The sequence below is a fragment of the Inhella sp. genome, from assembly GCF_041912635.1.
GTDB lineage: Bacteria > Pseudomonadota > Gammaproteobacteria > Burkholderiales > Burkholderiaceae_C > Inhella.
In genome coordinates this window covers 66,461-86,844 of the sequence record NZ_JAYRMO010000020.1, presented here as the reverse complement: position 1 = coordinate 86,844, position 20,384 = coordinate 66,461, and the positions used below count along the sequence as shown (strand labels likewise).

Annotated in this window: 19 protein-coding genes; 9 read left to right on the top strand and 10 right to left on the bottom strand. The window is 71.1% G+C overall.

Translation table 11 applies throughout. The annotated features are described in order from the left end of the window. Positions 1-43: 43 nt before the first annotated feature. The 3 genes from ACE3QP_RS13165 to ACE3QP_RS13155 all read right to left on the bottom strand — a co-directional run bounded on the left by ACE3QP_RS13165 (position 44) and on the right by ACE3QP_RS13155 (position 5,338). On the bottom strand, positions 44-607 hold the full coding sequence (locus ACE3QP_RS13165; RefSeq protein WP_374436710.1) for a type II secretion system protein N: 564 nt from the start codon (positions 605-607) through the stop codon (positions 44-46). A 3-nt stretch (positions 608-610) separates the two neighbouring features. Further along, positions 611-4,207, bottom strand: coding sequence for a chitobiase/beta-hexosaminidase C-terminal domain-containing protein (locus ACE3QP_RS13160; RefSeq protein ID WP_374436708.1), 3,597 nt, complete (start codon positions 4,205-4,207; stop codon positions 611-613). A 234-nt stretch (positions 4,208-4,441) separates the two neighbouring features. After that, entirely contained in the window at positions 4,442-5,338 is an 897-nt protein-coding gene (locus ACE3QP_RS13155; RefSeq protein WP_374436706.1) for a LysR family transcriptional regulator, read from the bottom strand. Between the two features lie 110 nt (positions 5,339-5,448). Between ACE3QP_RS13155 and ACE3QP_RS13150 the strand changes: the two genes are divergently transcribed. Beyond that, positions 5,449-6,795 carry a Kelch repeat-containing protein gene (locus ACE3QP_RS13150; RefSeq protein ID WP_374436705.1) on the top strand — a complete coding sequence of 449 codons (1,347 nt, stop codon included), beginning with the start codon at positions 5,449-5,451 and terminating at the stop codon, positions 6,793-6,795. A gap of 104 nt (positions 6,796-6,899) precedes the next feature. Further along, positions 6,900-7,595, top strand: a complete 696-nt coding sequence (locus tag ACE3QP_RS13145; protein ID WP_374436703.1) for a hemerythrin domain-containing protein — start codon at positions 6,900-6,902, stop codon at positions 7,593-7,595. A gap of 8 nt (positions 7,596-7,603) precedes the next feature. Here the strand turns inward: ACE3QP_RS13145 and ACE3QP_RS13140 are convergent, their stop codons facing one another. Beyond that, a complete protein-coding gene (locus ACE3QP_RS13140) occupies positions 7,604-8,059 on the bottom strand; it encodes a GNAT family N-acetyltransferase (protein ID WP_374436701.1) in 456 nt (151 codons plus the stop codon). 85 nt (positions 8,060-8,144) lie between these two features. After that, positions 8,145-8,519, bottom strand: coding sequence for a cupin domain-containing protein (locus ACE3QP_RS13135; RefSeq protein WP_374436699.1), 375 nt, complete (start codon positions 8,517-8,519; stop codon positions 8,145-8,147). A 48-nt stretch (positions 8,520-8,567) separates the two neighbouring features. On the opposite strand from ACE3QP_RS13135, the gene ACE3QP_RS13130 reads away from it, so the two are divergent. Beyond that, positions 8,568-9,029 carry a MarR family winged helix-turn-helix transcriptional regulator gene (locus ACE3QP_RS13130; RefSeq protein ID WP_374436697.1) on the top strand — a complete coding sequence of 154 codons (462 nt, stop codon included), beginning with the start codon at positions 8,568-8,570 and terminating at the stop codon, positions 9,027-9,029. A 53-nt stretch (positions 9,030-9,082) separates the two neighbouring features. Here ACE3QP_RS13130 and ACE3QP_RS13125 read toward each other — a convergent pair whose 3' ends face one another. Together ACE3QP_RS13125 and ACE3QP_RS13120 are read right to left on the bottom strand one after the other, a co-directional pair. Beyond that, positions 9,083-10,393 (bottom strand): GAF domain-containing protein, encoded by a 1,311-nt coding sequence (locus tag ACE3QP_RS13125; protein WP_374436729.1) that lies wholly within the window; start codon positions 10,391-10,393, stop codon positions 9,083-9,085. Between the two features lie 21 nt (positions 10,394-10,414). Then, positions 10,415-10,909, bottom strand: a complete 495-nt coding sequence (locus ACE3QP_RS13120; RefSeq protein WP_374436695.1) for a pyridoxamine 5'-phosphate oxidase family protein — start codon at positions 10,907-10,909, stop codon at positions 10,415-10,417. 69 nt (positions 10,910-10,978) lie between these two features. Between ACE3QP_RS13120 and ybaL the strand changes: the two genes are divergently transcribed. From ybaL to ACE3QP_RS13105, 3 genes are read left to right on the top strand one after another with little or no spacing between them, the layout of a single operon-like run. Then, entirely contained in the window at positions 10,979-12,679 is a 1,701-nt protein-coding gene (ybaL, locus tag ACE3QP_RS13115) for a YbaL family putative K(+) efflux transporter (protein ID WP_374436694.1), read from the top strand. Next, entirely contained in the window at positions 12,676-13,710 is a 1,035-nt protein-coding gene (locus ACE3QP_RS13110) for a sensor histidine kinase (RefSeq protein WP_374436693.1), read from the top strand. The genes ybaL and ACE3QP_RS13110 overlap by 4 nt, the downstream gene beginning before the upstream one ends. Then, the gene (locus ACE3QP_RS13105) at positions 13,707-14,528 is read left to right on the top strand and encodes a LytR/AlgR family response regulator transcription factor (RefSeq protein ID WP_374436691.1); all 822 of its coding nucleotides are present in this window, start codon (positions 13,707-13,709) and stop codon (positions 14,526-14,528) included. The genes ACE3QP_RS13110 and ACE3QP_RS13105 overlap by 4 nt, the downstream gene beginning before the upstream one ends. A 129-nt stretch (positions 14,529-14,657) precedes the next feature. Here ACE3QP_RS13105 and ACE3QP_RS13100 read toward each other — a convergent pair whose 3' ends face one another. Next, positions 14,658-15,155, bottom strand: coding sequence for a DUF2938 family protein (locus ACE3QP_RS13100; protein ID WP_374436689.1), 498 nt, complete (start codon positions 15,153-15,155; stop codon positions 14,658-14,660). A gap of 575 nt (positions 15,156-15,730) precedes the next feature. Here ACE3QP_RS13100 and ACE3QP_RS13095 point away from each other — a divergent pair. Together ACE3QP_RS13095 and ACE3QP_RS13090 are read left to right on the top strand one after the other, a co-directional pair. Further along, the gene (locus tag ACE3QP_RS13095) at positions 15,731-16,189 is read left to right on the top strand and encodes a hypothetical protein (RefSeq protein ID WP_374436687.1); all 459 of its coding nucleotides are present in this window, start codon (positions 15,731-15,733) and stop codon (positions 16,187-16,189) included. After that, positions 16,155-16,397, top strand: coding sequence for a helix-turn-helix domain-containing protein (locus tag ACE3QP_RS13090; protein ID WP_374436685.1), 243 nt, complete (start codon positions 16,155-16,157; stop codon positions 16,395-16,397). Before ACE3QP_RS13095 ends, ACE3QP_RS13090 begins: the two co-directional genes overlap by 35 nt. On the opposite strand, the gene ACE3QP_RS13085 is transcribed toward ACE3QP_RS13090, so the two are convergent. Beyond that, a complete protein-coding gene (locus tag ACE3QP_RS13085) occupies positions 16,394-18,595 on the bottom strand; it encodes a heavy metal translocating P-type ATPase (protein ID WP_374436683.1) in 2,202 nt (733 codons plus the stop codon). The two genes, ACE3QP_RS13090 and ACE3QP_RS13085, sit on opposite strands and share 4 nt — an antisense overlap. A gap of 55 nt (positions 18,596-18,650) precedes the next feature. After that, positions 18,651-19,343 (bottom strand): DJ-1/PfpI family protein, encoded by a 693-nt coding sequence (locus ACE3QP_RS13080; protein WP_374436681.1) that lies wholly within the window; start codon positions 19,341-19,343, stop codon positions 18,651-18,653. 83 nt (positions 19,344-19,426) lie between these two features. On the opposite strand from ACE3QP_RS13080, the gene ACE3QP_RS13075 reads away from it, so the two are divergent. Next, positions 19,427-20,359 (top strand): GlxA family transcriptional regulator, encoded by a 933-nt coding sequence (locus ACE3QP_RS13075; RefSeq protein WP_374436679.1) that lies wholly within the window; start codon positions 19,427-19,429, stop codon positions 20,357-20,359. Positions 20,360-20,384: the final 25 nt, after the last annotated feature.

Genomic DNA, 20,384 nt, shown 5'->3' with positions numbered 1-20,384 from the left:
AAGGGCGGCCCGCGGGGGCCGCCCTTGAGGTTCAAACCGCGCTTCAGGAGCGCACAGCCGCTCCTTGTGCACGGCGGATGGCGCGCTCCAGCCCGGTACTGCTGGGCAGGGGCGCGTCCGCCGGCCGGGCGATGGGCCCGAGCGCTTCATCCAGCCGCGGCGGGCTGGGAGGCGGCAAGGCCGGCAGGGCAGCCGCCTCGCGCGGCAGCTCCAGGCGTTCGCGCTGGCCGCTGCGCTCGATCCACACTGCACGCGGTTCGATCTGCGCAAGGCGAACGCCCAGCCCCAAGGACTCGCCCACACCGAGCACACGCGCTGGCGCCCCACCCTGTCGGATCAGCGCCAGCGGCCGGCCGCTGGCACCGCGGCGCAGCGCCTCCAGCTCGAAGCGCAGCACCTCGGGTGGCGCGGCGCGCAGCTCGGCGGCTGGCACGGCCGCAGGCAGGGCGACCGGCGCAGTAAGCGGCTCAGCCACCGGCTGTGCCACGCGCGGCGACTCCCCGCCTGGATTCGAGCCGCCCAGGCCCAGGGCCAGCCCCAGGCCGATCAGCAGCGCGCCCGCCAGGAGCGCGCCGGACCGCGGGTTCGATCCCAGGATCCGGCGCATCGCTTACCAGCCGATCGTGTAGGTCACGGTCTGCGGCGCGCGCGTGTGGATGGAGGGGCTGAAGCCACCCACATCGTCATACGCGAAGCCGTAGGACAGCGCGTTCAGGCTGTGGTCGTGCCAGAACTTCACGAAGGCGTTGGAACGCCCCGTCGCCGGGAAGAACTTGTTGCCGTTCCACCAGTCCGCGAAGGGCAGGTGCGCCACGCGGCGGTTCAGCGCCGCGCAGACCTGGGCCTGCAGCTGCAGCTGCTTGCCCACATCGGTGGTGCCACCGGTCGGGTCGTCGAGCTTGCCGTTGCCCAGCATCACCATCGAGGTGCTGGGCTTGGCATTGACGAAGTACTGCCCGCCCGCGGCATCGGTGAAGCGCAGCTTGCCGTTCACCACACGCCCGGTGAAGGGTGCCCAGCCGTTCTTCAGGTCGATCACCAGGTCCTGATTGGCGTACTGCTGCCAGACCTCGTCCACATAGCTGTCCAGGTAGTGGGCGTTGGCGCCCTCACCCTGGAAGGTGGCATGGGCCGGCGCCATGATGCGCATCGGCCCGTAGGGCGGCTGGCCCAGGCTGTGGAACTCGGCCGGGGTCTCGGCGAAGTACTTGGCGAACAGCTCCTCGCGGGTTTCGGTGAGCGATTCGCCCACGGTCTGCTTGAAGCCGTCCAGGCCGGTCACCTCCAGCTTGAGCGGGAAGCCGAACTGGTCGACGCGGGTGGTGTTGATGAAGATGCCTTGCGGGTTGGCGCCCGGGGGCAGGATGGCGAACTCGCCGAAGTCGAAGATGACATCGGTGTTCGGGTCGGTCGGGTTCTCGATGTTCGCGCCGGCGTAGGCGATGTTGCCGTTCACGTCCTGGTTGACCCAGATGTACATCGGGCTGCCCACGCTGAAGAGGATGCGCGCCGAGTTGATCGCCGGGATGGTGATGGAGCGCTTGTCGCTCAGGCGGAAGAAGTAGTTGCTGTAGGGCAGACCGTTCTTCATCAGCGCGCCGTTGTCGCCCAGCGCCATCGGAATCAGCTCGCCGTTGGCCCCCACGTGCACGAACTTGCCGGTGGCCCAGTCCTTGCCAATGATGGCCCAGTAGACCTGGTTGTCAGCCCAGCGCCCGCGGGTGGCGTTCACCACATTGAAGATGGTCATGCCGTTCCACAGGTGGTCGCTGCTGCCGGTGCCCGTCAGCGTGTAGCTGGCGCTGGCCACTTCCGAGGCCACACCCTTCTTGAACGCCACGGCCTTGATGGTCAGGTTGCTGTCCACCTCGATCGGGGCGCCGTACTGCAGCGAGTTCAGCGTCGGCGTGCTGCCGTCCAGCGTGTAGCGCAGCGTGGCGCCCACGGTGGCCGAGAGCAGGTTGACGCGCAGGCGCGTGCCGTAGCTGCCCGTGGGGTGCGAGAACACCGGCGTGGCCACCGGGCCGCCGTCGGTGCCGATCACATAGTTGCCCATGCTGATCTTGCTCTGGCCGTCCGCCGTGAAGGTGGCGGCGTAGATCGTGGACGCGTGCTCCACCGAGATCGGGCCGCTGTACAGCGGCGACTGCTGCGTGGGCGCCGTGCCGTCGGTGGTGTAGCGGATCACGCCCGACACGCCGGCGGCGTTGGCCAGGCTGACCTGCTGCGCCGTGGCGTAGCTGCCCGGGGCCGGGCTGAACAGCGGACCGGAGAGGCCGCCGCCCAGGGTCAGGCTGTAGCGCTGCGTGTCCTGCTGCGCGCCGCCCAGGGGCTTGTAGGTGAACCAGTAGTTCAGCACCTGGCCCGGGGCGGTGGGCGTGGCCGTGAATTCCCAGCGGCCCACGGCGGCGTTGAAGATCATCTGCGGGCCGATTTCGGACGCATTGCCAAGCGCGTAATGCAGGATCACGTATTCCGCCGCGGCATTGGGCTTGAACCACATCGTGGCCGCCGCACCGAGCTCGGACACGCCCTGCGAGAAGCCACCGCCGCCATTGCCGATCTGGTAGCTGGCGCTGGCCACCGGCGAGGCGTTTGCGCAGGCGTTCAGCGCGATGGCGCGGATCGTCAGGTTGCTGCCCACGCTGATGGGCGCCGCATACAGGGCGGAGCTGCTGGTGGGCGTGCTGCCGTCCAGCGTGTAGCGGATCTGCACGCCCGCGCCGGCGCTGGCCAGCGTCACGGTCTGCGCGCCGCTGTAGCTGCCACCCGGCGGCGTGAAGCTCACGGCCGGCGGGATGGCGGTGCCGCAGCCGCCCTGCAGCTGGTAGCTGGCGTTCGCGGTGTCGGCCGCGCCCACGCTTGGGCGGTAGTAGGTGAAGTTGTAGGTCAGCGTGCTGCCGGCAGCCGCGGCCACGAAGGCTTCGTGGCGGCCATTGGCGGCGCTGTAGTTCATGCGCAGGTTCTGCATGCCGGTGCCCGGGTTCACATGCAGGTCCACCCAGTCCACCGTGCTGCCGGCCTTGAACCAGAGCACGGCGCCGCCGGCGGCGTCCACACCACCCCAGATCGGGCCTTGCGGCGCGGAGCTGTAGCTGCCGCTCACCACCGGCGAGGGCGTCTTCTCCTGGGCCACCGCGTAGGCCTTCAGCGTGCTGTTCAGGGGCACGCTGATCGGACCGGTGTAGAGCGGCGAGCTGGCGCCTGGCGTGCTGCCATCCAGCGTGTAGCGGATCTGCGCCGTCGGCGTCGGGCTGCTCAGCGTCACCGTCTGGGCGCTGCTGTAGACGCCGGGCGGCGGGGTGAACACCGGCGGCTGGGTCTGGCCCTGATCGGGGCCGACCACGACGCTGTAGCTGCCCGTGTCCTGGGCCGCGCCGGTGTAGTAGGTGTAGCTGTAGTTCACCGTGCTGCCCTGGGCGGCGAGCACCGCGTACTCATGGCGGCCGGCGCTGCTGTTCAGCTGCATGCGCACGTTCTGCTGGCCGGTGCCGGTGTTGAAGTGCAGGTCCACCCATTGCACGCTCTGGCCATTGGCTTGAGCGCCGAACCACAGGCGCACGCCGCCCGTCATCGGCTCGGCGCCTTGCGCCGGGCCGGTGCTGCCGATCTGGTAGGTCGCGCTGCCGACCGGGGACAGCGTGCCGTCCGGCGCCACCGCCACAGCCTTGAGCGTGGTGTTGGCGCTCACGTTGATGGGGCCGGCGTAGAGCGCCGAGCTCAGCGTGGGGGTGCTGCCGTCGCTGGTGTAGCGCACCGGCAGGCCCAGGGGGTTGGTGCTGATGCTGACGCTCTGCGCGCTGGCATAGCTGCCCGCCGCCGGGCTGAAGCTGGGGGCGGAACCGCCACCGCCCCCGCCGATCTGCGAACTGCCCGGCGCGCTGTCGTACGAGGCCGTGCCGTTGTTGTAGGTGAACCAGTGGTTCACCGTCTGCCCGGCCTGCGCCGGGAAGCGCACTTCAAAGCGCGACTGCGCGCTGTTGTAGGTCATGCGCACGTTCTGCTGCGCGCCGTTGTTGACGCTGTAGTGCGCGTCCACCCAGGCCAGGTTGCCGCTCGAGCGGAACCACAGCGTGGCCTGGGATCCATCGAAGTCCACGCCCGTGCTCAGGCTCTGCGCCTGGGCCCCGGGCGGGACGAAGAAACTGAGGCAAGCCAGCGCCAGGCCAAATAGCCAGCGGGCGGCATGCCAGGTGATGCCATTCATGGGGTGGTCTCCAACACAAGGCTGGCGCGCCAAGGCCGCGCGCAGGCACTGCATCGGCCGTCCTTGAGCCGCCGACGGGCGCGATGCTAGGGAGTTGAATCTAAATTTGAAAGCGCTTTCATACTCGTTTCGGGTTTGCTCTGTTCGGGTTGGCCCGATGTTGTTTACATCGAGTTTCAAATCAGATTCAAGACCAGAACCGAAAGCGCTTTCGCGTTCGCCGGAAGCGATGCCTCAGTTGCCCGGCAGCAGCAGGCGCAGCGCCGCCGCGCAGGCGCTGGCCAGGCCCTCGGGCAGCTGGCGCGCGGGCAGCCAGGCCAGGTCCAGGCTCACCGGCTCGCGCAGGGGGCGGCGTACCACGCCGGCAAAGCGGCCCACCGCCATCTGCGCCGGCATGCAGGTGCAGCCCTGGCCGGCGCCGATGCGGGTGAACACATCCAGCAGCTCGGCCGCGGGCAGCTCCTGCAGGGGCTCGAAGCCATGCGCGCGGTACTGGCGGTCCAGGTGGTCGTACAGCTGCGGGCTCAGGCTGCGCCGGAAGCGGTAGAAGGGCGGCAGCTGGTTCAGGTCGCGCAGGCTCAGGCTGCGCCGCCGCGCCAGCGCACTGCCCTGCGGCACGAAGGCCGAGAGCGGCAGCTGGCCCAGGGTCTGCAATGGCTGGCCCTGGGTTTCGATGGGCGCGGCCAGCAGCGCGCCGTCCAACCGCCCCGCCACCACGGCGGCCGCAGCCTCGTGCGCCGGCAGCAGCTGGGTCTCCAGACCGGAGATCAGCCCGCTGTCGCGCAGCGCGCGCTCGAAGGCCGGCAGCTGCGCCAGGTTCAGCCAAGCCGGCAGCGCCAACCGCAGGCGTGGCAGCGCATCGCCCAGCGCAGCCACCTCGTCCAGCACCTGCTCGGCCTGCGCCAGCAAGGCCTTGAAGCGTGGCAGCGCCTGTGCGCCCGCCGCGGTGGGTTGCACGCCCTGCGGGCTGCGCAGCAGCAGGCGCAGGCCCAGCTGCTGCTCCAGCTCGGCCACGGCACGGCTCAGCGGCGGCTGCGTCAGGTGCAGGCGCTCGGCCGCCACGCGAAAGCTGCGCTCCTCGGCCACGGCAACGAAGTACGCCAGCTGGCGCAGGCTGATGGCACGCTTCATGGCAGACCGCGGGAGTGGGTGATACCCAAAGGGTATTGCATCGAAAGCACTGGCCCGGGTGGCGGTGGATTTCTAGAGTGCGGCGCATCCCCAGTCTTGCCCTCATCCCCATGCCCACCCGCCGCCACCTGCTCGCCAGCCTGTCCAGCCTCACCCTTGCCGCCTGCGGCGGTGGCGGCGGCAGCCCCCCACCGCCCCCCGCGCCCGCCCCCGCCCTGCGCCTGAGCAGCGACCGCAGCCAGTACTTCGTGGGCGAACAGGCCGAGCTGCGCGTCGAGTTCAGCGGCAGCGGCGCGCGTCTGGAGCCCGGCTTCGGCCGCGTGCAAAGCGGTCAGGTACTGCGCACCCGGGCGCTGGCCGGCCCGCTGCAGTTGCGCCTGGAAGTGGACGCCGCCCCCGGCCAGACGCCCCAGCGCGCCGAGCTGAACCTGGATGTGCGCTACCGCGACCGCTTCAGCCCCGTGGGCGATTTCTCCGCCAGCAGTCATAGCGCGCTGGCGCTGGCCGATGGCCGTGTTCTGGTGCTGGGTGGCAGCCGCGGCGGCGTGGTGCTGTCCGACGGGATCGACCGCTTCGACCCCGTGCAGCGCCGCTTCGAGCGCATCGGCAGCCTGAGCAGCGGGCGCAGCGAGGCCACCGCCGTGCAACTGCCCGATGGCCGCGTGCTGCTGGCCGGCGGCATCACCGCCCTGCCCGTGGCCAACCGCACCGAACTGATCGTCCCCAGCACCGGCCAGGTGCAAACCAGCGGCAACCTGGCCCAGACCCGCCATGGCCACAGCCTGACCCTGCTGGCCAATGGCCGCGTGCTGATTGCCGGCGGCACCGCGCGCGCCAGCGCCGAGCTCTGGGACCCGCAGAGCGGCCGCTTGAGCTTCACCGCCAGCCCGATGCAGCACGACCGCTCCGGCCACAGCGCCACCCTGCTGTCCGATGGTCGCGTACTGATCGCCGGCGGTCACCGCATCGGCGAAGGCCCCTACGTCTTCGCAGAGCTGTTCGACCCCGCCAGCGGCCGCTTCACGCCCCTGCCCGAGCAAGGCCTGGCACCGCGCGCCGCGCACAGCGCCTGGCGCGCGCCCGATGGCCGGGTGCTGCTGCTGGCCGGCGAGCGCGCGCGCGGCGACAGCCTCGAAGTCCTGGCCGACGCCCTGCGTTTCGACCCGCAAACCCTGCGCTTCGAAACCCTGCCCGGCCTGGGCCAGGCCCGCACCTTGGCGCAGGCCGCCCCGCTGGGCGATGGCCGCTGGCTGCTGCTGGGCGGCCAGAGCGTGGGCGAGCGCGCCCTGCGCCGCAACGAAGCCTGGGCCCCCGGCCAGGCCGCGCTGCCACGCGCCGAACTGCCCGAGCCACGCGTGCTGCACAGCCTCACGCCCCTGCCCGATGGCCGCCTGCTGGTGCTGGGCGGCGAGGGCCTGCAAGGGCAGCTGGTGCCGACCGCCCTGCTGTACGAGTAAGAGGAATTTAAGAAGCCTTGACGCGAGTCTTAAGAGCAAGGGTGGCGCGGAATTCCTAGAGTCTTCGGCCATGGCGGCACCTCTTCGCCGCCCCGGAGAACCTGATGAGCACCACCCCCCGTTACGACGTCTATGCCGGCATCCACAAGGCCCTGCGCCTCTTCATGAGCCGCACCCTCTGCACCCTGGGTAGCACCGACCCCGCCAACCCGCACGAGTTGGACGCCGCCCTGGACCTGCTGCAGCGCCTGCTGGCGCTGTGCGAGCTGCACTTGAAGGATGAGAACGAGTTCATCCACCCCGCACTGGAGCGCGCGAAGCCGGGCACCAGTGCGCGCATCGCTGGCGAGCATGAGCATCACGCCGAGGCCATCGCGGCCCTGTGGGCGCAGCGGGACGCACTGCGTCAGGCCGCTCCCGAAGCCCGCGCTACCGCCTTGACCCGCCTGTACCGGGAGCTCGCCCTCTTTGTGGCCGACAACTTCCAGCACATGGAGTTCGAGGAGCGTGAGCACAACGCCATCCTGTGGGCGCATTACAGCGACGCCGAGCTCAGCGCCATCGAGCAGGCCCTGGTGGCCTCGATCCCGCCCGAGGCCATGATGGAAGCGCTGCACTGGTTCATTCCGGCGCTGAACGCCAGCGAGCGCGTCGGCATGCTCGGGGGCATGCAGCAGGGCATGCCGGCGCCGGTGTTCGAGGGCGTGTTGCAGATTGCCGAGCGCACGCTGGCGCCGCAGGCCCATGCCGAGCTGCTGCGGGCGCTGGGACGGGGTGAGCCGCAACGCCTGGCGGCCTGAGCCGCCCCTCAGCTCGCCAGCTGCTTTTCCATGAAGACGCTGAGTGGGTGTTCGGGGTAGCTCCCGAACGCGCCGCGCAAGCGGTAGCCATGCTTGCCGTAGAAGGCGATGGCGTCCGGCTGGCGCGGCCCCGTTTCCAGCTGCACGCACAGGCAACCGCGCGCCGCGGCGTGCGCTTCCAGTGCCGCCAGCAAGCGGGCGGCCACACCCTGCGAACGATGGGCCGGGCGCACGAACATGCGCTTGAGCTCTCCACCGCTGCCCTCCAACACCACCGCGCCGCAGCCCACGGCGGCGCCGTCTGCGTCCCGCGCCACGGCGAACAGCACGTGCTCCTGCTCCAAGCTGCTCAGGTCCAGCGCATAGCGCGCATCAGGCGGGTAGAGCGTGTCCTGGTAGGCGTCCAGCTCCGTGATCAGCGAGATCACGTCGGGCTGGTTCGGGCGTTCGAGCTGAATGTGCATGGTCGGTCGGAGTTGGCCAAGGCAGCGAGTGTGCCGGGGCCCGCGCGGGGCGCGACTCGTCACCCCCACGCCGCCCGCGCCGGGCTCAGGCTGCCCAGGGCGGGGTGAACGCAGGCTGATCGCCCACCAGGGCCTGCCCGCCCACCGGGAAGACGGCCAGGGCGCGAAAGGGCTGCGCCCCCGGGTTCGAGAGCGCCAGCGTCTGCCCGGCATGCACGACCAGGGCATTGCCGGCCTGCAGCTCGTGTCGCTCGCCTTCCAGCTCGATCAGCGCGCTGCCCTCCAGCGCCACAAAGGTCTCCTCGCGGGTCAGGCGATGGGGCGAACCGTGCACGCCGGCGGCCACTGTCACCTCCCACACCGCGTTTTCATGGGCGCCGCGGCTTGGCGATGCCAAGGTGGTGAACTGGATTCCCGGCAGATTGAAGGTCGGGGCTTCGGTGCGTTGAAGTAAGGGCATGAGGGCTCCTCGATATACTTAACCATAGTTTATTAACCACGGCTAATCATGTCAAGGATCGATCCACTGGACTTCGGTGTGCTGTTGAACCTGGCCTTCGCCGCGTTCAAGGAGGCCCTCGATGCCGACCTGGCCGCGGCCGGTTTCGACGACATCGGCAGCTCGTTTGGCTATGTGTTCCGCTTGCTGGCCCCGGGGCCTTGCAACCTGAGCGAGTTGGCCAGCCAGCTGGGCATGAGCGCTCCGGGAGCGCTGAAGGTGGTGGACGACATGGTGGCCAAGGGCTATGTCCTGCGCCGCACCGACGCGCAGGACCGCCGCATCAAGCACCTGGCACTGACCGAGCGAGGCCACGCCGCGCTGCAGCGGGCGCGGCGCTTTCACCGCGACTACGAGCAAGCCCTGGCGCAACGACTGGGCATCGAGCCGGTAGCCGCCACGCGCGCGGTGCTGGAAGGCATGGCGGCCACGCAGGCCGAGCGTGGCGGGCGCATGCCCCGCCCCACCTGAGCGCCCCGCGCCGCAGGGCCTGGCCCCGCGCCGGCTTGCTCGGCAAGCTGGCCCTACCGCCCCACCCCCTGCAGCAGCAAGGGCCGCTCCACCAGCAGCCGCAGCCGCCCGCGCCCGCAGCGCTCCAGGCGCACGCAGGCCTGCCGCTCCGCCAGCCGCCGCGTCAGCAGCAGCAGCCGGGCCTCCAGGTTGTCGCCCACCTCGGGCAGGCCGAGCTCCGGGTCCAGCCGCAGTTCGCGGTTGCTGAACTCGCAGCGGCCGGCCTCGTGGTGCAGGCGCAGCAGCTTCCACAGCACGGCGCCGGCCACGCCCTTGATCAGGTACTCGTCGTCCAGGAACACGCTGCTGTCGGCGCTGTAGTAGCGCACCCGCAGCGGCTCGCCGCCGAGCGGGCAGTCGGCCGGCTGTGCGAGTGCTGGCACGGGCTCGTCTTCCGCCTGCGGCTGCAGCGCGCGCACCAGGGCGGCGACCTGGCCGGCCAGGGCCACCAGGGCGTCTTCGTCGTCCCAGCTCAGGCGCAGCTCCTCGGGGCTCTCAACAAACAGCACGCCCTGCAGCTGCCCGCCGGTCTGCAGCGGCAGGGCCAGCTGGCTGCCGGGCTCGGCCAGGCCGGGCAGCGGGATCTCGCGGCCGAGTTGGGCAGGGTCCATGGTCTCGCGCACGCGGCGGGCGTAGGCGTACTCCAGCGTGGCGTGGTTGATGCGGATGGGGCTGCCGGTGCGCGCGGCCACGCCGATCACGCCCTCGCCCAGCGGAATCTCGGCGCCCGCGCCGGAGCGGCCGTAGCCGCGGCTGGCCAGCATCACCAGGCGCTCGCGGCTGGGTTCCCAGGCCAGCAGCTGGGCATGGGGCAGGCGGAATTCCTGCACCACGCTGTCCAGCAGAGTCTCCACCAGGGCGTCGAAATCGGTGCAGGCGGCCAGGCGCTCGCTGCAGCGGCGCAGCGCGCTCAAGGGGCTGGGCGCGGGGGCCGTGGCCGGGCGGCGCGGGGCGGCTACTTCGGTAACGCTGTCCACCGCATACAGATCCGCGCCCAGCAGGCGGAACACCTCGGCCATGCCGGTGTGCGAGGCGATGCCGGCCAGCTTGGCCTTCATGCGCTCGAACAGCGGGCCCTCGGCCTCGGTGCGCAGGAAGCGCGCGGCGATGCGGTAGGTGGCGCCATGGGCGGGGTGCACCACCAGCAGCTCCACCTGCGGGTTGGCCAGCACGTTGCGGCGCGTCTTGTTGAAGAACTGGAAGGAGAGTGCCAGCTGGCGCGCGCCCACGTACTCCACCTGGGAGACGTAGGTGACGTTGGGCACGCCATCGCTGCCGCAGGTGGCGATGACGCCCGGGATGGCGCCCTCCAGGCAGGGGCGGATGGCGTCGAGATCGACGCCCGCTCATTGCGCAGCCGCCGGGGCACCGGCACCGGGACCGGGGGTCTGCTCGAATACCGCTCCGACGGTGAACTCGATGCGCAGGCACTCCGAACCGGCGCGCAGCACGGTGTGGGCCACCTCGGCCGGAAAGCCGAGCTGGCCGATCTCGCCCACAAAGCCTTGCAGATGCTGCTCGGCCAGCGCGGCGTCCTCGGGCTGGCAGGGGCTCAGGCGCGCGTCCTGGCCCTTGATCTGCAGGGTGCGGTCGCTGTGCGGCTCGCTGAACACCACGGCCACCTGGCCGTTGGCTTCGATGTCGGCACACAGCGCGTCGGCGTGCGCGCGCGGCATCAGCAGGCAGAGCTGGCGCCGGTCGGCCGAAAGGCGTGCGCCCACGGCGCGCATCAGGTGCGGGCGCAGCTGGGCGTCGCGGCTGCCCACGATGATGGACAGCGGGCGCTGCAGCCACTGGGCCTGCTCGGGGCCGATCAGGGCGTCGGAAGACGGGTTCGACATGGGGCGAAGTCTAGGCAGAGCCGCTGAATACACTCGGCCCTCCCCTGCCCCCCTGGTCGACTGCCGCCCATGCCCCACGACGTCAGCCTGATCGCCACCATCGCCATGGGCTTCGGCCTGGCCATGGTCTTCGGCTTCCTTGCCAACACCCTGCGCATGCCCCCCTTGGTGGGCTATCTGCTCGCCGGCATCCTCATCGGCCCGGCCACCCCGGGCTTTGTGGCGGATGTGGGCCTGGCCGGCCAACTGGCCGAGATCGGCGTGATGCTGCTGATGTTTGGGGTGGGCCTGCATTTCTCGCTGGCCGATCTGATGGCCGTGAAGCGCATCGCCGTGCCCGGCGCCATCGTGCAGATTGGCGCGGCCACGGCCATGGGCATGGGCCTGGCGCTGTGGTGGGGCTGGAGCCTGGGTGGTGCGCTGGTGTTTGGCCTGAGCCTTTCCGTGGCCAGCACGGTGGTGCTGCTGCGGGCGCTGGAAGCCAAGGGCCTGCTGAAGTCGGTGAACGGGCAAATCGCCGTGGGCTGGCTGGTGGTGGAAGACCTGGTGATGGTGCTGGTGCTGGTGCTGCTGCCCGCCGTGGCCGGCTTGCTGGGCGGCGCCACCTCGTCGGGCGGCGGCAGCAGCAGCGACTTGCTGGGCACCATCGGCCTGACCCTGGGCAAGGTGGGCGCCTTCATTGCGCTGATGCTGCTGGTGGGCCGGCGCCTGCTGCCCAAGCTGCTGTGGTGGGTGGCGCGCACCGGTTCGCGCGAACTGTTCACCCTGGCCGTGGTGGCGGTGGCGGTGGGCGTGGCCTTCGGCGCGGCCAAGCTCTTTGATGTGTCCTTCGCGCTCGGTGCCTTTTTCGCCGGGATGATGATGCGCGAGTCGGAGTTCGCGCACCGCGCGGCCGATGAATCGCTGCCGCTGCGCGATGCCTTCGCGGTACTGTTCTTCGTCTCGGTGGGCATGCTGTTCGACCCCGCCGTCATCCTGGCCGAGCCGCTCAAGCTGCTGGCGGTGGTGGCCATCATCCTGGTGGGCAAGACCCTGGCCGCCGTGGCCCTGGTGCTGCTGTTCCGCTACCCGCTGAATACGGCGCTGACGGTCGGCGCAAGCCTGGCGCAGATCGGCGAGTTTTCCTTCATCCTGGCCGGCCTGGGTGTGGCACTGAAGCTGCTGCCCACGGAAGGGCAGAGCCTGATCCTGGCCGGCGCGCTGATCTCGATCGCGCTCAATGCCGCCCTCTTCGCCGCCGTGGACCCGCTGCGCCGCTGGGTGCTGGCGCGCTCCAGCCTGGCGCGCAAGCTGGAGCTGCGCGACGACCCGCTGGCCGAGCTGCCGCAGAGCACCGACCCGAGCCTTCTCGCCGGCCATGTGGTGCTGGTGGGCCATGGCCGCGTGGGCCGGCGCATTGCGGCCGAGTTGCAGCAGCATGGCCTGCACTTCGTGGTGGCCGAGCAGAACCGCGAGGCCGTGGAGACCCTGCGTGCCAAGGGCATCAGCGCCGTCAGCGGCGACGCCCAGACCCCCGAGGTGCTGGTGCAGGCCCATGTGGCGCGCGCCGCCATGCTGGTGGTGGCCATCCCCGATTCGGTGAACGCCCGCCAGATGGTGGAGATCGCCCGCACCCTGAACCCCGGCATCCAGGTGGTGCTGCGCACGCACAACGAAGAAGAAGCCGCGCTGCTGCGCCAGGAATGCCAGGGCGAGGTCTTTCTGGACGAACACGAGCTGGCGCGCGGCATGAGCGCGCACATCCTGGGCCGGATGCGCGGCACGCCGTGAGCCCCGCCGCCGACCCCCTTCGTCTGGTCGGCGCCAACGCCTTGCTCTGGGCCACCGCGGCCGGCGTGCTCTTCGTCGCCGCCCCGGGTGTGGACAGCCTGCCGCGCCTGCTGCTGTTCAGCGAGTGCGTGGGCGCCGGCGTCCTGGCCGCGGCCCTGTTGCTGCGCCGCCTGCCCCTGCTGGCGCGGCTGCGGCCCGCGCCCGCCTGGGCCCTCACCGCGGCGCTGGCCATTCCGCTCGGCTACATCGCCGGCCATGCACTGGCCCTGCCGCTGCTGGGTGAACCCTTCCGCCTGGCCGGCGCGGGTGGCACGCGCCTGGTACCGGCGGTACTGACCCTGCTGGTGGCCGGCATCGGCCTGCACTACCTGGCGGCGCGCGAACAGCTGGCGCAGGAAGCGCGGGCGCGCGCCGAGGCCCAGCGCCTGGCCACCGAAACCGAGCTGCGCCTGCTGCGCGCCCAGCTGGAGCCGCACATGCTGTTCAACACCCTGGCCAATCTGCGCGCCCTGCTGCGCGAGGACGCCGGCCAGGCAGAGCACATGATCGACCAGCTGATCGCTTACCTGCGCGCCACGCTGGCGGCCTCACGCCACGAGGCCAGCACGCTGGAGGCCGAATTCGCCCAGCTGCGCGCCTACCTTGAGATCATGGCCCTGCGCATGGGCCCGCGCCTCAGCTACGCGCTGGAGCTGCCGCCCGAGCTGGCGGCCACGCCGCTGCCGGCGATGCTGCTGCAGCCCCTGGTGGAAAACGCCATCAAGCATGGGCTGGAACCCAAGGTCGGCCCCGGGCACCTGACGGTGCAGGCCTGCCGCGACGGCAGCCACATCGAAATCACGGTGCGCGACGACGGCCTGGGCCTGGGCGCCGACGGCCAATTCCAGCGCCCGGTCGACGGCCCCGCCAGCAGCTATGGTCTGCAGCATGTGCGCGAACGCCTGCGCGCCGCCTACGGCCCCCAGGCCACGCTGACGCTGAGCCCGCTGCAACCCGCAGGCCTGTGCTCCCGAGTGAGGATTCCGTCATGAGTGAAGCCCCTGCCCCGCGTGCGCTGATTGCCGAGGACGAACCCCTGCTGGCGCGCACCCTGAGCCGCCTGCTCGGCGAAGCCTGGCCCGGCCTGCAGCTGCTGGGCGTGGCCACGGACGGGCTGCAGGCCATCGAGCTGGGCCTGGCGCACACGCCCGAGCTGCTGTTCCTGGACATCCAGATGCCCGGCCGCAGCGGCCTCGAAGTGGCCGAGGCCCTGGCCGACGACTGGCCCGACGACCGCCCCCAACCCCTGTTCGTCTTCGTCACCGCACACGACGGCTTCGCCCTGCAGGCCTTTGAGCGCGCCGCGGTGGACTACCTGCTCAAGCCCGCCACCCCCGAGCGGCTGGCCCTGTGCGTGCAGCGCCTGCAGCAGCGGCTGGCGGAGCGCTGCGCGGCGGCAGCCCCGGCGCTTGATGCGCGCGCGGCGCTGATGCAGCAAGTGCAGTCGCTGGCGCCTGCATCGGCGCCAGAGTCGGACGCTGAGCGCATCAAGATCCTGCGCGCCGGCGTGGGCAACACCGTGCGCATGATCCCGGTCAGCGAGGTGATCTGCTTCGAGGCCACCGAGAAGTACGTCAACGTCGTCACCGCCCACGGCGAGGCGCTGGTGCGCATGAGCCTGCGCGAGCTGATGGCGCGCATCGAGGACGCCAGAGACTTCCAGCAAATCCACCGCAGCGTGGTCGTCAACACGCGCTGCATCCTCAGCGCCACGCGGGATGAGATCGGGCACTACAGCTTGAGCTTGCGGGGGCTGGAGCGGCCGGTGAAGGTGAGTCGGGCGTTTGGGTATTTGTTTCGGCCGATGTAGGGCGTTGGTTCCTCTTTGGTTTTGTTGGTGCTTTCGAGAGAGCCCGCCGGGATTTCGTCCCGGCGGGGTCCCACGAACCGCGCAGAGTCCAGTCGATGCCCGTACCTGACCGCTTCAAAGAGGTGCGCATCAGCTCGCAAACGCCATCACCAACCCGACCCCCAGCCCATAAGGCAGATGCGACAGCGTGCTGGCCAACAGCGCGTCCGAGCCCGGCGGCCCGCGGCGGCCCCAAGCGCCCCAGCCAAAGCAGGGCAACAAGACGAACCAGGGCAGCACTGAGGTGGCCAGGCCAAACAGCAGCCCACCCACCAGATGATGGATCGGCGCCAGGCCGGCCGGCAGCGTGAACAACGGGCTGAACAGCAGCGGGTACAGCAGGGCCACGCCGCCCCCGCCGATCAGGAAGTGGAAGGCCCAGCCCATCGCCGTCTCGGCCGGCAGCGCGGGGGCCTGGCGGATATCGGCATGGCGCAGGCGGCCATGGCGCCAGCCGAGCACCCAGCGGCCGATCAGGGCCACGTTGACGCCGCTGCTCACCCCCACGCGGGCCGCATAGGTCTCGGTGATGTCCATCAGCAGCGCGCCGAGCAGGCCGCCGAGGAAGGCGATGACGAAGGGTTCCATTCAGGGGCTCCGGGGCCGGGGAAGGCTTGGCTATCCCCGGCGCTGTCGTTCGGGTTCAAGCCTTGGGGCAAGCGCAGCCGGGGCCACATTGGCAGGCCGGCCCGCAGGGGCAGCTGGGCTTCGCAGCAGCTTGCTGGCACCCGCAGGTGCAGGTGGCGCCCGGGCAGGCGGTGCAGGGGCAGGTGGTGGTGTCGTTCATGGTCAGGCTTCCTTTGCGTTGCATCGAGGACGGGATGTCGTCGATGGACGCACTGTCGGCGCGCAGGCCTGACGCCGAAAGCGCTCTGGAACCCAACGGTCGGGGCTGGGGCGGGAACGGTTGCGCGGATCGACCGAACGGTGGCCGACATGGCCCGGCAGGCGAGCAGCCACCGACGCGCGCGGACCGCTGGTTCGCGGCGCATCGCGCCCGACCGTTCAGTCCCCAGCCACGACCGCTGCCGGACCGATTCCCACCGCTGGTTCGCAAGCCCCTGGCCGGCGGCGCCCCGCAGGGCAACAGTCCGTCTGCGCCAGCGCCCTGCCCGCTACCCGCCAGGGCGCCGGCCGATGTTCAACCCCTGCGAGACCCCACCATGGAACTCCTCATCGGCAGCGCACTCGCGCTGCTTGTCGGCATCGCCACCCACGCCCTCGGCATGGACCGCGAACGCGTGTTCTACCCCACGGTGCTGATCGTCGTCGCCACCTACTACCTGCTGTTTGCCGCCGTGGGCAACGGCGGCGAGCCCCTGCTGCCCGAGCTGGCCGTGGCCGCGTTCTTCATCGCTGCGGCGGTCTGGGGTTGGCGCCGCAATCTCTGGTGGGTGGTGGCTGGGCTGGCCGGGCATGGGTTGATGGATGCGGTGCACCACCTGCTGGTGCACAACGCCGGCGTGCCGCCCAGCTGGCCGGGTTTCTGCATGGCCTACGACCTGGTGGCGGCCGCCTGGCTGGCCTGGCTGCTGCAGCGCCGTGGGCTGGCAGCAGTGAGCCCCGGCGCGGCCGAGAATCCCGCCCATGGCACAAGGCAAACGCATCTCGGTGGACATTGACGGCACGGCCCTGCAGGCCATCAAGGACCTGGGCGCTGCCGCCAAGCAGGCCCGCTTGCAGGCGGGCGAAGGCCAGGCGGCGGCGGCCGCCCGGCTTGGAGTGCATGTGCAGACGATCGGCCGCATCGAGGCCGGCGAGCCCGGCGTGGCCATCGGCCATGTGCTGGGCCTGCTGGCGCTCTACGGGCTGACGGCGAAGGCCGCCTAACCGCGTTTCCAGCGCCGCAGCAGGAGCGCATTGCCCACCACGCTGACGCTGCTGAAGGCCATGGCCGCGCCGGCCAGCATGGGGTTGAGCAGGCCGAACGCCGCTAGCGGGATGCCGATGACGTTGTAGGCAAAGGCCCAGAACAGGTTCTGGCGGATCTTGGCGTAGGTGCGGCGCGAGATCACGATGGCGTCGGCCACCAGGGCCGGGTCGCCGCGCATCAGGGTGATGCCGGCGGCCTGCATCGCCACCTCGGTGCCGGTGGCCATGGCGATGCCGACATCGGCCGCGGCCAGGGCCGGGGCGTCATTGAGGCCATCGCCCACCATGGCCACCACGGCGCCGCGCTGACGCAGCTCGGTCACGGCGCCGGCCTTGTGCTCGGGCAGCACCTCGGCCTCCACCCGGCCGATGCCCAGTTGCTGCGCCACGGCGGCGGCGCTGCCGCGGTTGTCGCCGGTCAGCATCACGGTCTGCACGCCGGCGGCATGCAGGGCCTCGATGGCGCGGGCCGCGCTGGGCTTGAGGCTGTCGCCAAAGGCCAGCAGGCCGCGCAGCTTCAGGCTCCCGTCGGCGGCGCGCTCGGCCAGCCAGCTGACGCTGCGGCCGTGGCGCTCCTGGGCCAATGCTTGCGGATTGATCGGGTCGCTCCCCATTTCCATCAGGTAACGGCGGCTGCCCAGGAACAGTTCGCGCCCGTCCACCCGGCCGGTGACACCCCGGCCCGGCACGGCGCGCACGTCCTGCGCGCGGCGGGTCTGCAGGCCCTGCTCGGCAGCCTGGCTGCGCACCGCCTGGGCCAGCGGGTGTTCGCTGTCGGTCTGCAGAGCGGCGGCGTCAGTCAGAAGCTTGCCGGCACTGCCGTCCATCGGCTCCAGGGCGAGCAGGCGCGGCTTGCCTTCGGTGAGGGTGCCGGTCTTGTCGAAGGCGACGACCTCGATGCGGTGCGCCAGCTCCAGGGCCTCTGCGTCCTTGATCAGGATGCCCTGGCGCGCCGCCACGCCGGTGCCAGCCATCAGGGCCGTGGGCGTGGCCAGGCCGAGCGCACAGGGGCAGGCGATTACCAGCACCGCCACCGCGTTCAGGATGGCCTGCTCCCAGTTCCCCGTGGCCAGGCCCCAACCCAGCAGCGTGATGGCGGCGATGCCCAGCACCACCGGCACAAAAACGGCGCTGACCTGATCCACCAGGCGCTGGATCGGCGCCTTCTTGGCTTGTGCCGTTTCCACCAGGCGCACGATGCGCGCCAGCGCCGACTCCGCGCCCACGGCAGTGGTGCGCACCAAAAGGCGCCCTTCGGCATTGACCGAACCGCCGGTCACACGCTCGCCCTCCTGCTTGGCCACGGGCAGGCTCTCGCCCGTCAGCAGGGATTCATCGACCTGGCTGCGGCCTTCGACGATCTGGCCATCCACCGGCACGCGCTCGCCCGGGCGCACCAACACCACGTCGCCCACGCGCACCTGCTCGATCGGCACTTCCACCTCGCCAGCGGAGCCGACCAGGCGGGCGGTGAGCGGGCGTAGCGCCTGCAACGCGCGAATGGCCTCGGTGGTCTGGCGCTTGGCGCGGCCCTCCAGCCACTTCCCCAGCAGCACCAGGGTGATGACGACGGACGAGGCCTCGAAGTACAGGTGCGCCATGCCCTCATGGCCGGCGTGACGATTCATCAGATAGAGGCTCAGGCCAAAAGCTGCGCTGGTGCCCAGGGCCACCAGCAGATCCATATTGCCGCTGCCGGCGCGCAGCGCCTTCCAGCCGGCGCGGTAGAAGCGCGCGCCGAGCCAGAACTGCACCGGCAGGGCCAGCAGCAGCTGCACCCAGGCCGCGGGCGCCCATTCGATGCCGAAGGGGGCCAGCAGCATGGGCAGCGCCAGGGGCAAGGTGAGCGCGGCGGCGATGCCGATGCGCGCCCCCTCGCCCGGGCCGCGGCGCGCTGCCAGCGGCTGCGCGGTGGCGGACGGTTCCGCCGGCACCGCATAGCCGGCGTGCTCCACCGCGGCGGCCAGCGCGGCGCGGGCGGCGCGACCCTGCACCTCGGCGGTCTCGGTGGCCAGGTTGACGCTGACCGACTCCACGCCCGGCACGGCCTTGAGGGCCTTTTCCACATGCAGCACGCAGGAGGCGCAGGTCATGCCTTCGATCGGCAGGGTGAGGGTCGGCAGCTTCCAGTCGGACAGGGGCAGGACGGCGGACATGACGGTTCTCCGGGATGGGATGGCCGTCAGGTTCAGCCTTGCCCTCAGGGCAAGGTCAAGCCGCCTGGGTCAATGCCGCAGCCGCTTGCGCGATCAAGGGCTCCACCTCGGCAAAGCGCGCCGCCTGCAGCGCCTGCAAGCGCGCCACACGCTCGGGGCCGGCCTTCTCAGGCGTGCCGCTGTCGAAGGGCGGCTGGGGGTCGTACTCAAAGGCCAGCTGCAGGGTCTGCGCCACCTCGGCGCCGCACAGTTCGGCGGCCAGCGTGAGGCCGAAGTCGATGCCCGCCGTGACGCCGCCGCCCGACAGGCGGTTGCGGTCGCGCACAACGCGCTCGGCCACGGGAACAGCGCCAAAGCGCGGCAGGTGGTGGCGCCAGGCCCAGTGACAGGCCGAGCGGTAGCCCTGCAGCAGGCCTGCCGCGCCCAGCAGCAGCGAACCATTGCAGACCGAGGTGACGTAACGCGCCGTGGCGCCCTGCGCACGCAGGAAGGCCAGCGTGCGCGCATCCACCAGCTGCGCGCCGACGCCAAAGCCGCCGGGCACGCAAAGTACGTCCAGCGCCGGGCAGTCCTCGAAGCGGGTGGTGGGCAGGATGCAGAAGCCGGCATCGGTGGGCACGGGCTGCAGGTCCTGCCAGAGCAGGTGCAGGCGCGCGCCGGGCAGGCGGCCGAGCATCTGGGCCGGGCCGGTCAGGTCCAGCTGGGTGACCTGGGGGAAGAGCAGGAAGCCGATGTTCAGGGCGGTCATGGCGAGTTCTCGAAGAAGGGATGGCGTTCAGCATCGGTTCAAAGGCTGATGGCAGCCATGCCTTTGTTTCCATAATTCCTGCCATGCGCACCCCCCACCGGATCTGCCTGCTGATCTACCCCGGCTTCCAGCTGCTGGATGCCGCCGGCCCCTTGAGCGCTTTTGAATACGCCGGCCAGCGCTATGCGCTGCGCGTGGTGGCGCGCCAGCCCGGTCTGGTGCCCAGCTCGGCCGGGCCGGCCTGGCAGGCCGAGGCCTTGCCCCGACCCAGCCAGATCGACACCCTGCTGGTGGCGGGCGGCAACGGCGTGGACGCGGCGCTGACCGACGCCGGCCTGCGCGCTTGGGCGCGCCGCGTCGCCGCGTGCGGCGCGCGCGTGGCGTCCATCTGCTCGGGCAGCCTGCTGCTGGCGGCGGCCGGCCTGCTGGAGGGGCGCCGCGCCACCACGCACTGGCTGCGCGCCGAGCAGTTGCAGCGCGAGTACCCGACGGTGCGCGTCGAGCCCGACAGCCTGTATGTGCAGGACGGCCCGATCTGGACCAGTGCCGGCATCAGCGCCGGCATCGACCTGGCGCTGGCCCTGATCGCCGCCGACCTGGGCGAGGAGGCGGCGCGGCGCGTGGCCCGCGCGCTGGTGGTCTATTACCGCCGGCCGGGCGGGCAGTCGCAGTTTTCGGAGCTGGGCCGGCTGCAGGGCCCACGCTTCGAGGGCCTGCTGGCCTGGGCGCGCGAGCGCCTGCACGAGCCGCTGACGGTGGAACGCCTGGCCGCCCAGGCCTGCATGAGCCCACGCCATTTCGCCCGCGCCTTTGCGCAGGAAGCCGGGCTGACCCCCGCCAAGGCGGTGGAGCGCCTGCGCGTGGAAGCGGCGCGCGCCGCGCTGGAATCGGGCTGCGCCGCGCAGTTGCAGACCCTGGCGCGCGATTGCGGCTTTGGCGACAGCGAACGCATGAAACGCAGCTTCCAGCGGCTGCTGGGCGTGGCGCCGGCCCAGCTGCGCCTGCGCCCCGCTTGAGCTTGCCCCTGGGGCAAGCCTCAGC

Bases quoted from the DNA above. Each gene is read 5' to 3' on its own strand.
- ACE3QP_RS13135 (WP_374436699.1), bottom strand. From the start codon at position 8,519: ATGCCCTTACTTCAACGCACCGAAGCCCCGACCTTCAATCTGCCGGGA.
- ACE3QP_RS13120 (WP_374436695.1), bottom strand. From the start codon at position 10,909: ATGTCGAACCCGTCTTCCGACGCCCTGATCGGCCCCGAGCAGGCCCAG.
- ACE3QP_RS13165 (WP_374436710.1), bottom strand. From the start codon at position 607: ATGCGCCGGATCCTGGGATCGAACCCGCGGTCCGGCGCGCTCCTGGCG.
- ACE3QP_RS13090 (WP_374436685.1), top strand. From the start codon at position 16,155: ATGGCACAAGGCAAACGCATCTCGGTGGACATTGACGGCACGGCCCTG.
- ACE3QP_RS13075 (WP_374436679.1), top strand. From the start codon at position 19,427: ATGCGCACCCCCCACCGGATCTGCCTGCTGATCTACCCCGGCTTCCAG.
- ACE3QP_RS13085 (WP_374436683.1), bottom strand. From the start codon at position 18,595: ATGTCCGCCGTCCTGCCCCTGTCCGACTGGAAGCTGCCGACCCTCACC.
- ACE3QP_RS13095 (WP_374436687.1), top strand. From the start codon at position 15,731: ATGGAACTCCTCATCGGCAGCGCACTCGCGCTGCTTGTCGGCATCGCC.
- ACE3QP_RS13145 (WP_374436703.1), top strand. From the start codon at position 6,900: ATGAGCACCACCCCCCGTTACGACGTCTATGCCGGCATCCACAAGGCC.
- ACE3QP_RS13160 (WP_374436708.1), bottom strand. From the start codon at position 4,207: ATGAATGGCATCACCTGGCATGCCGCCCGCTGGCTATTTGGCCTGGCG.
- ACE3QP_RS13140 (WP_374436701.1), bottom strand. From the start codon at position 8,059: ATGCACATTCAGCTCGAACGCCCGAACCAGCCCGACGTGATCTCGCTG.
- ACE3QP_RS13105 (WP_374436691.1), top strand. From the start codon at position 13,707: ATGAGTGAAGCCCCTGCCCCGCGTGCGCTGATTGCCGAGGACGAACCC.
- ACE3QP_RS13155 (WP_374436706.1), bottom strand. From the start codon at position 5,338: ATGAAGCGTGCCATCAGCCTGCGCCAGCTGGCGTACTTCGTTGCCGTG.
- ACE3QP_RS13100 (WP_374436689.1), bottom strand. From the start codon at position 15,155: ATGGAACCCTTCGTCATCGCCTTCCTCGGCGGCCTGCTCGGCGCGCTG.
- ACE3QP_RS13150 (WP_374436705.1), top strand. From the start codon at position 5,449: ATGCCCACCCGCCGCCACCTGCTCGCCAGCCTGTCCAGCCTCACCCTT.
- ACE3QP_RS13080 (WP_374436681.1), bottom strand. From the start codon at position 19,343: ATGACCGCCCTGAACATCGGCTTCCTGCTCTTCCCCCAGGTCACCCAG.
- ybaL (WP_374436694.1), top strand. From the start codon at position 10,979: ATGCCCCACGACGTCAGCCTGATCGCCACCATCGCCATGGGCTTCGGC.
- ACE3QP_RS13130 (WP_374436697.1), top strand. From the start codon at position 8,568: ATGTCAAGGATCGATCCACTGGACTTCGGTGTGCTGTTGAACCTGGCC.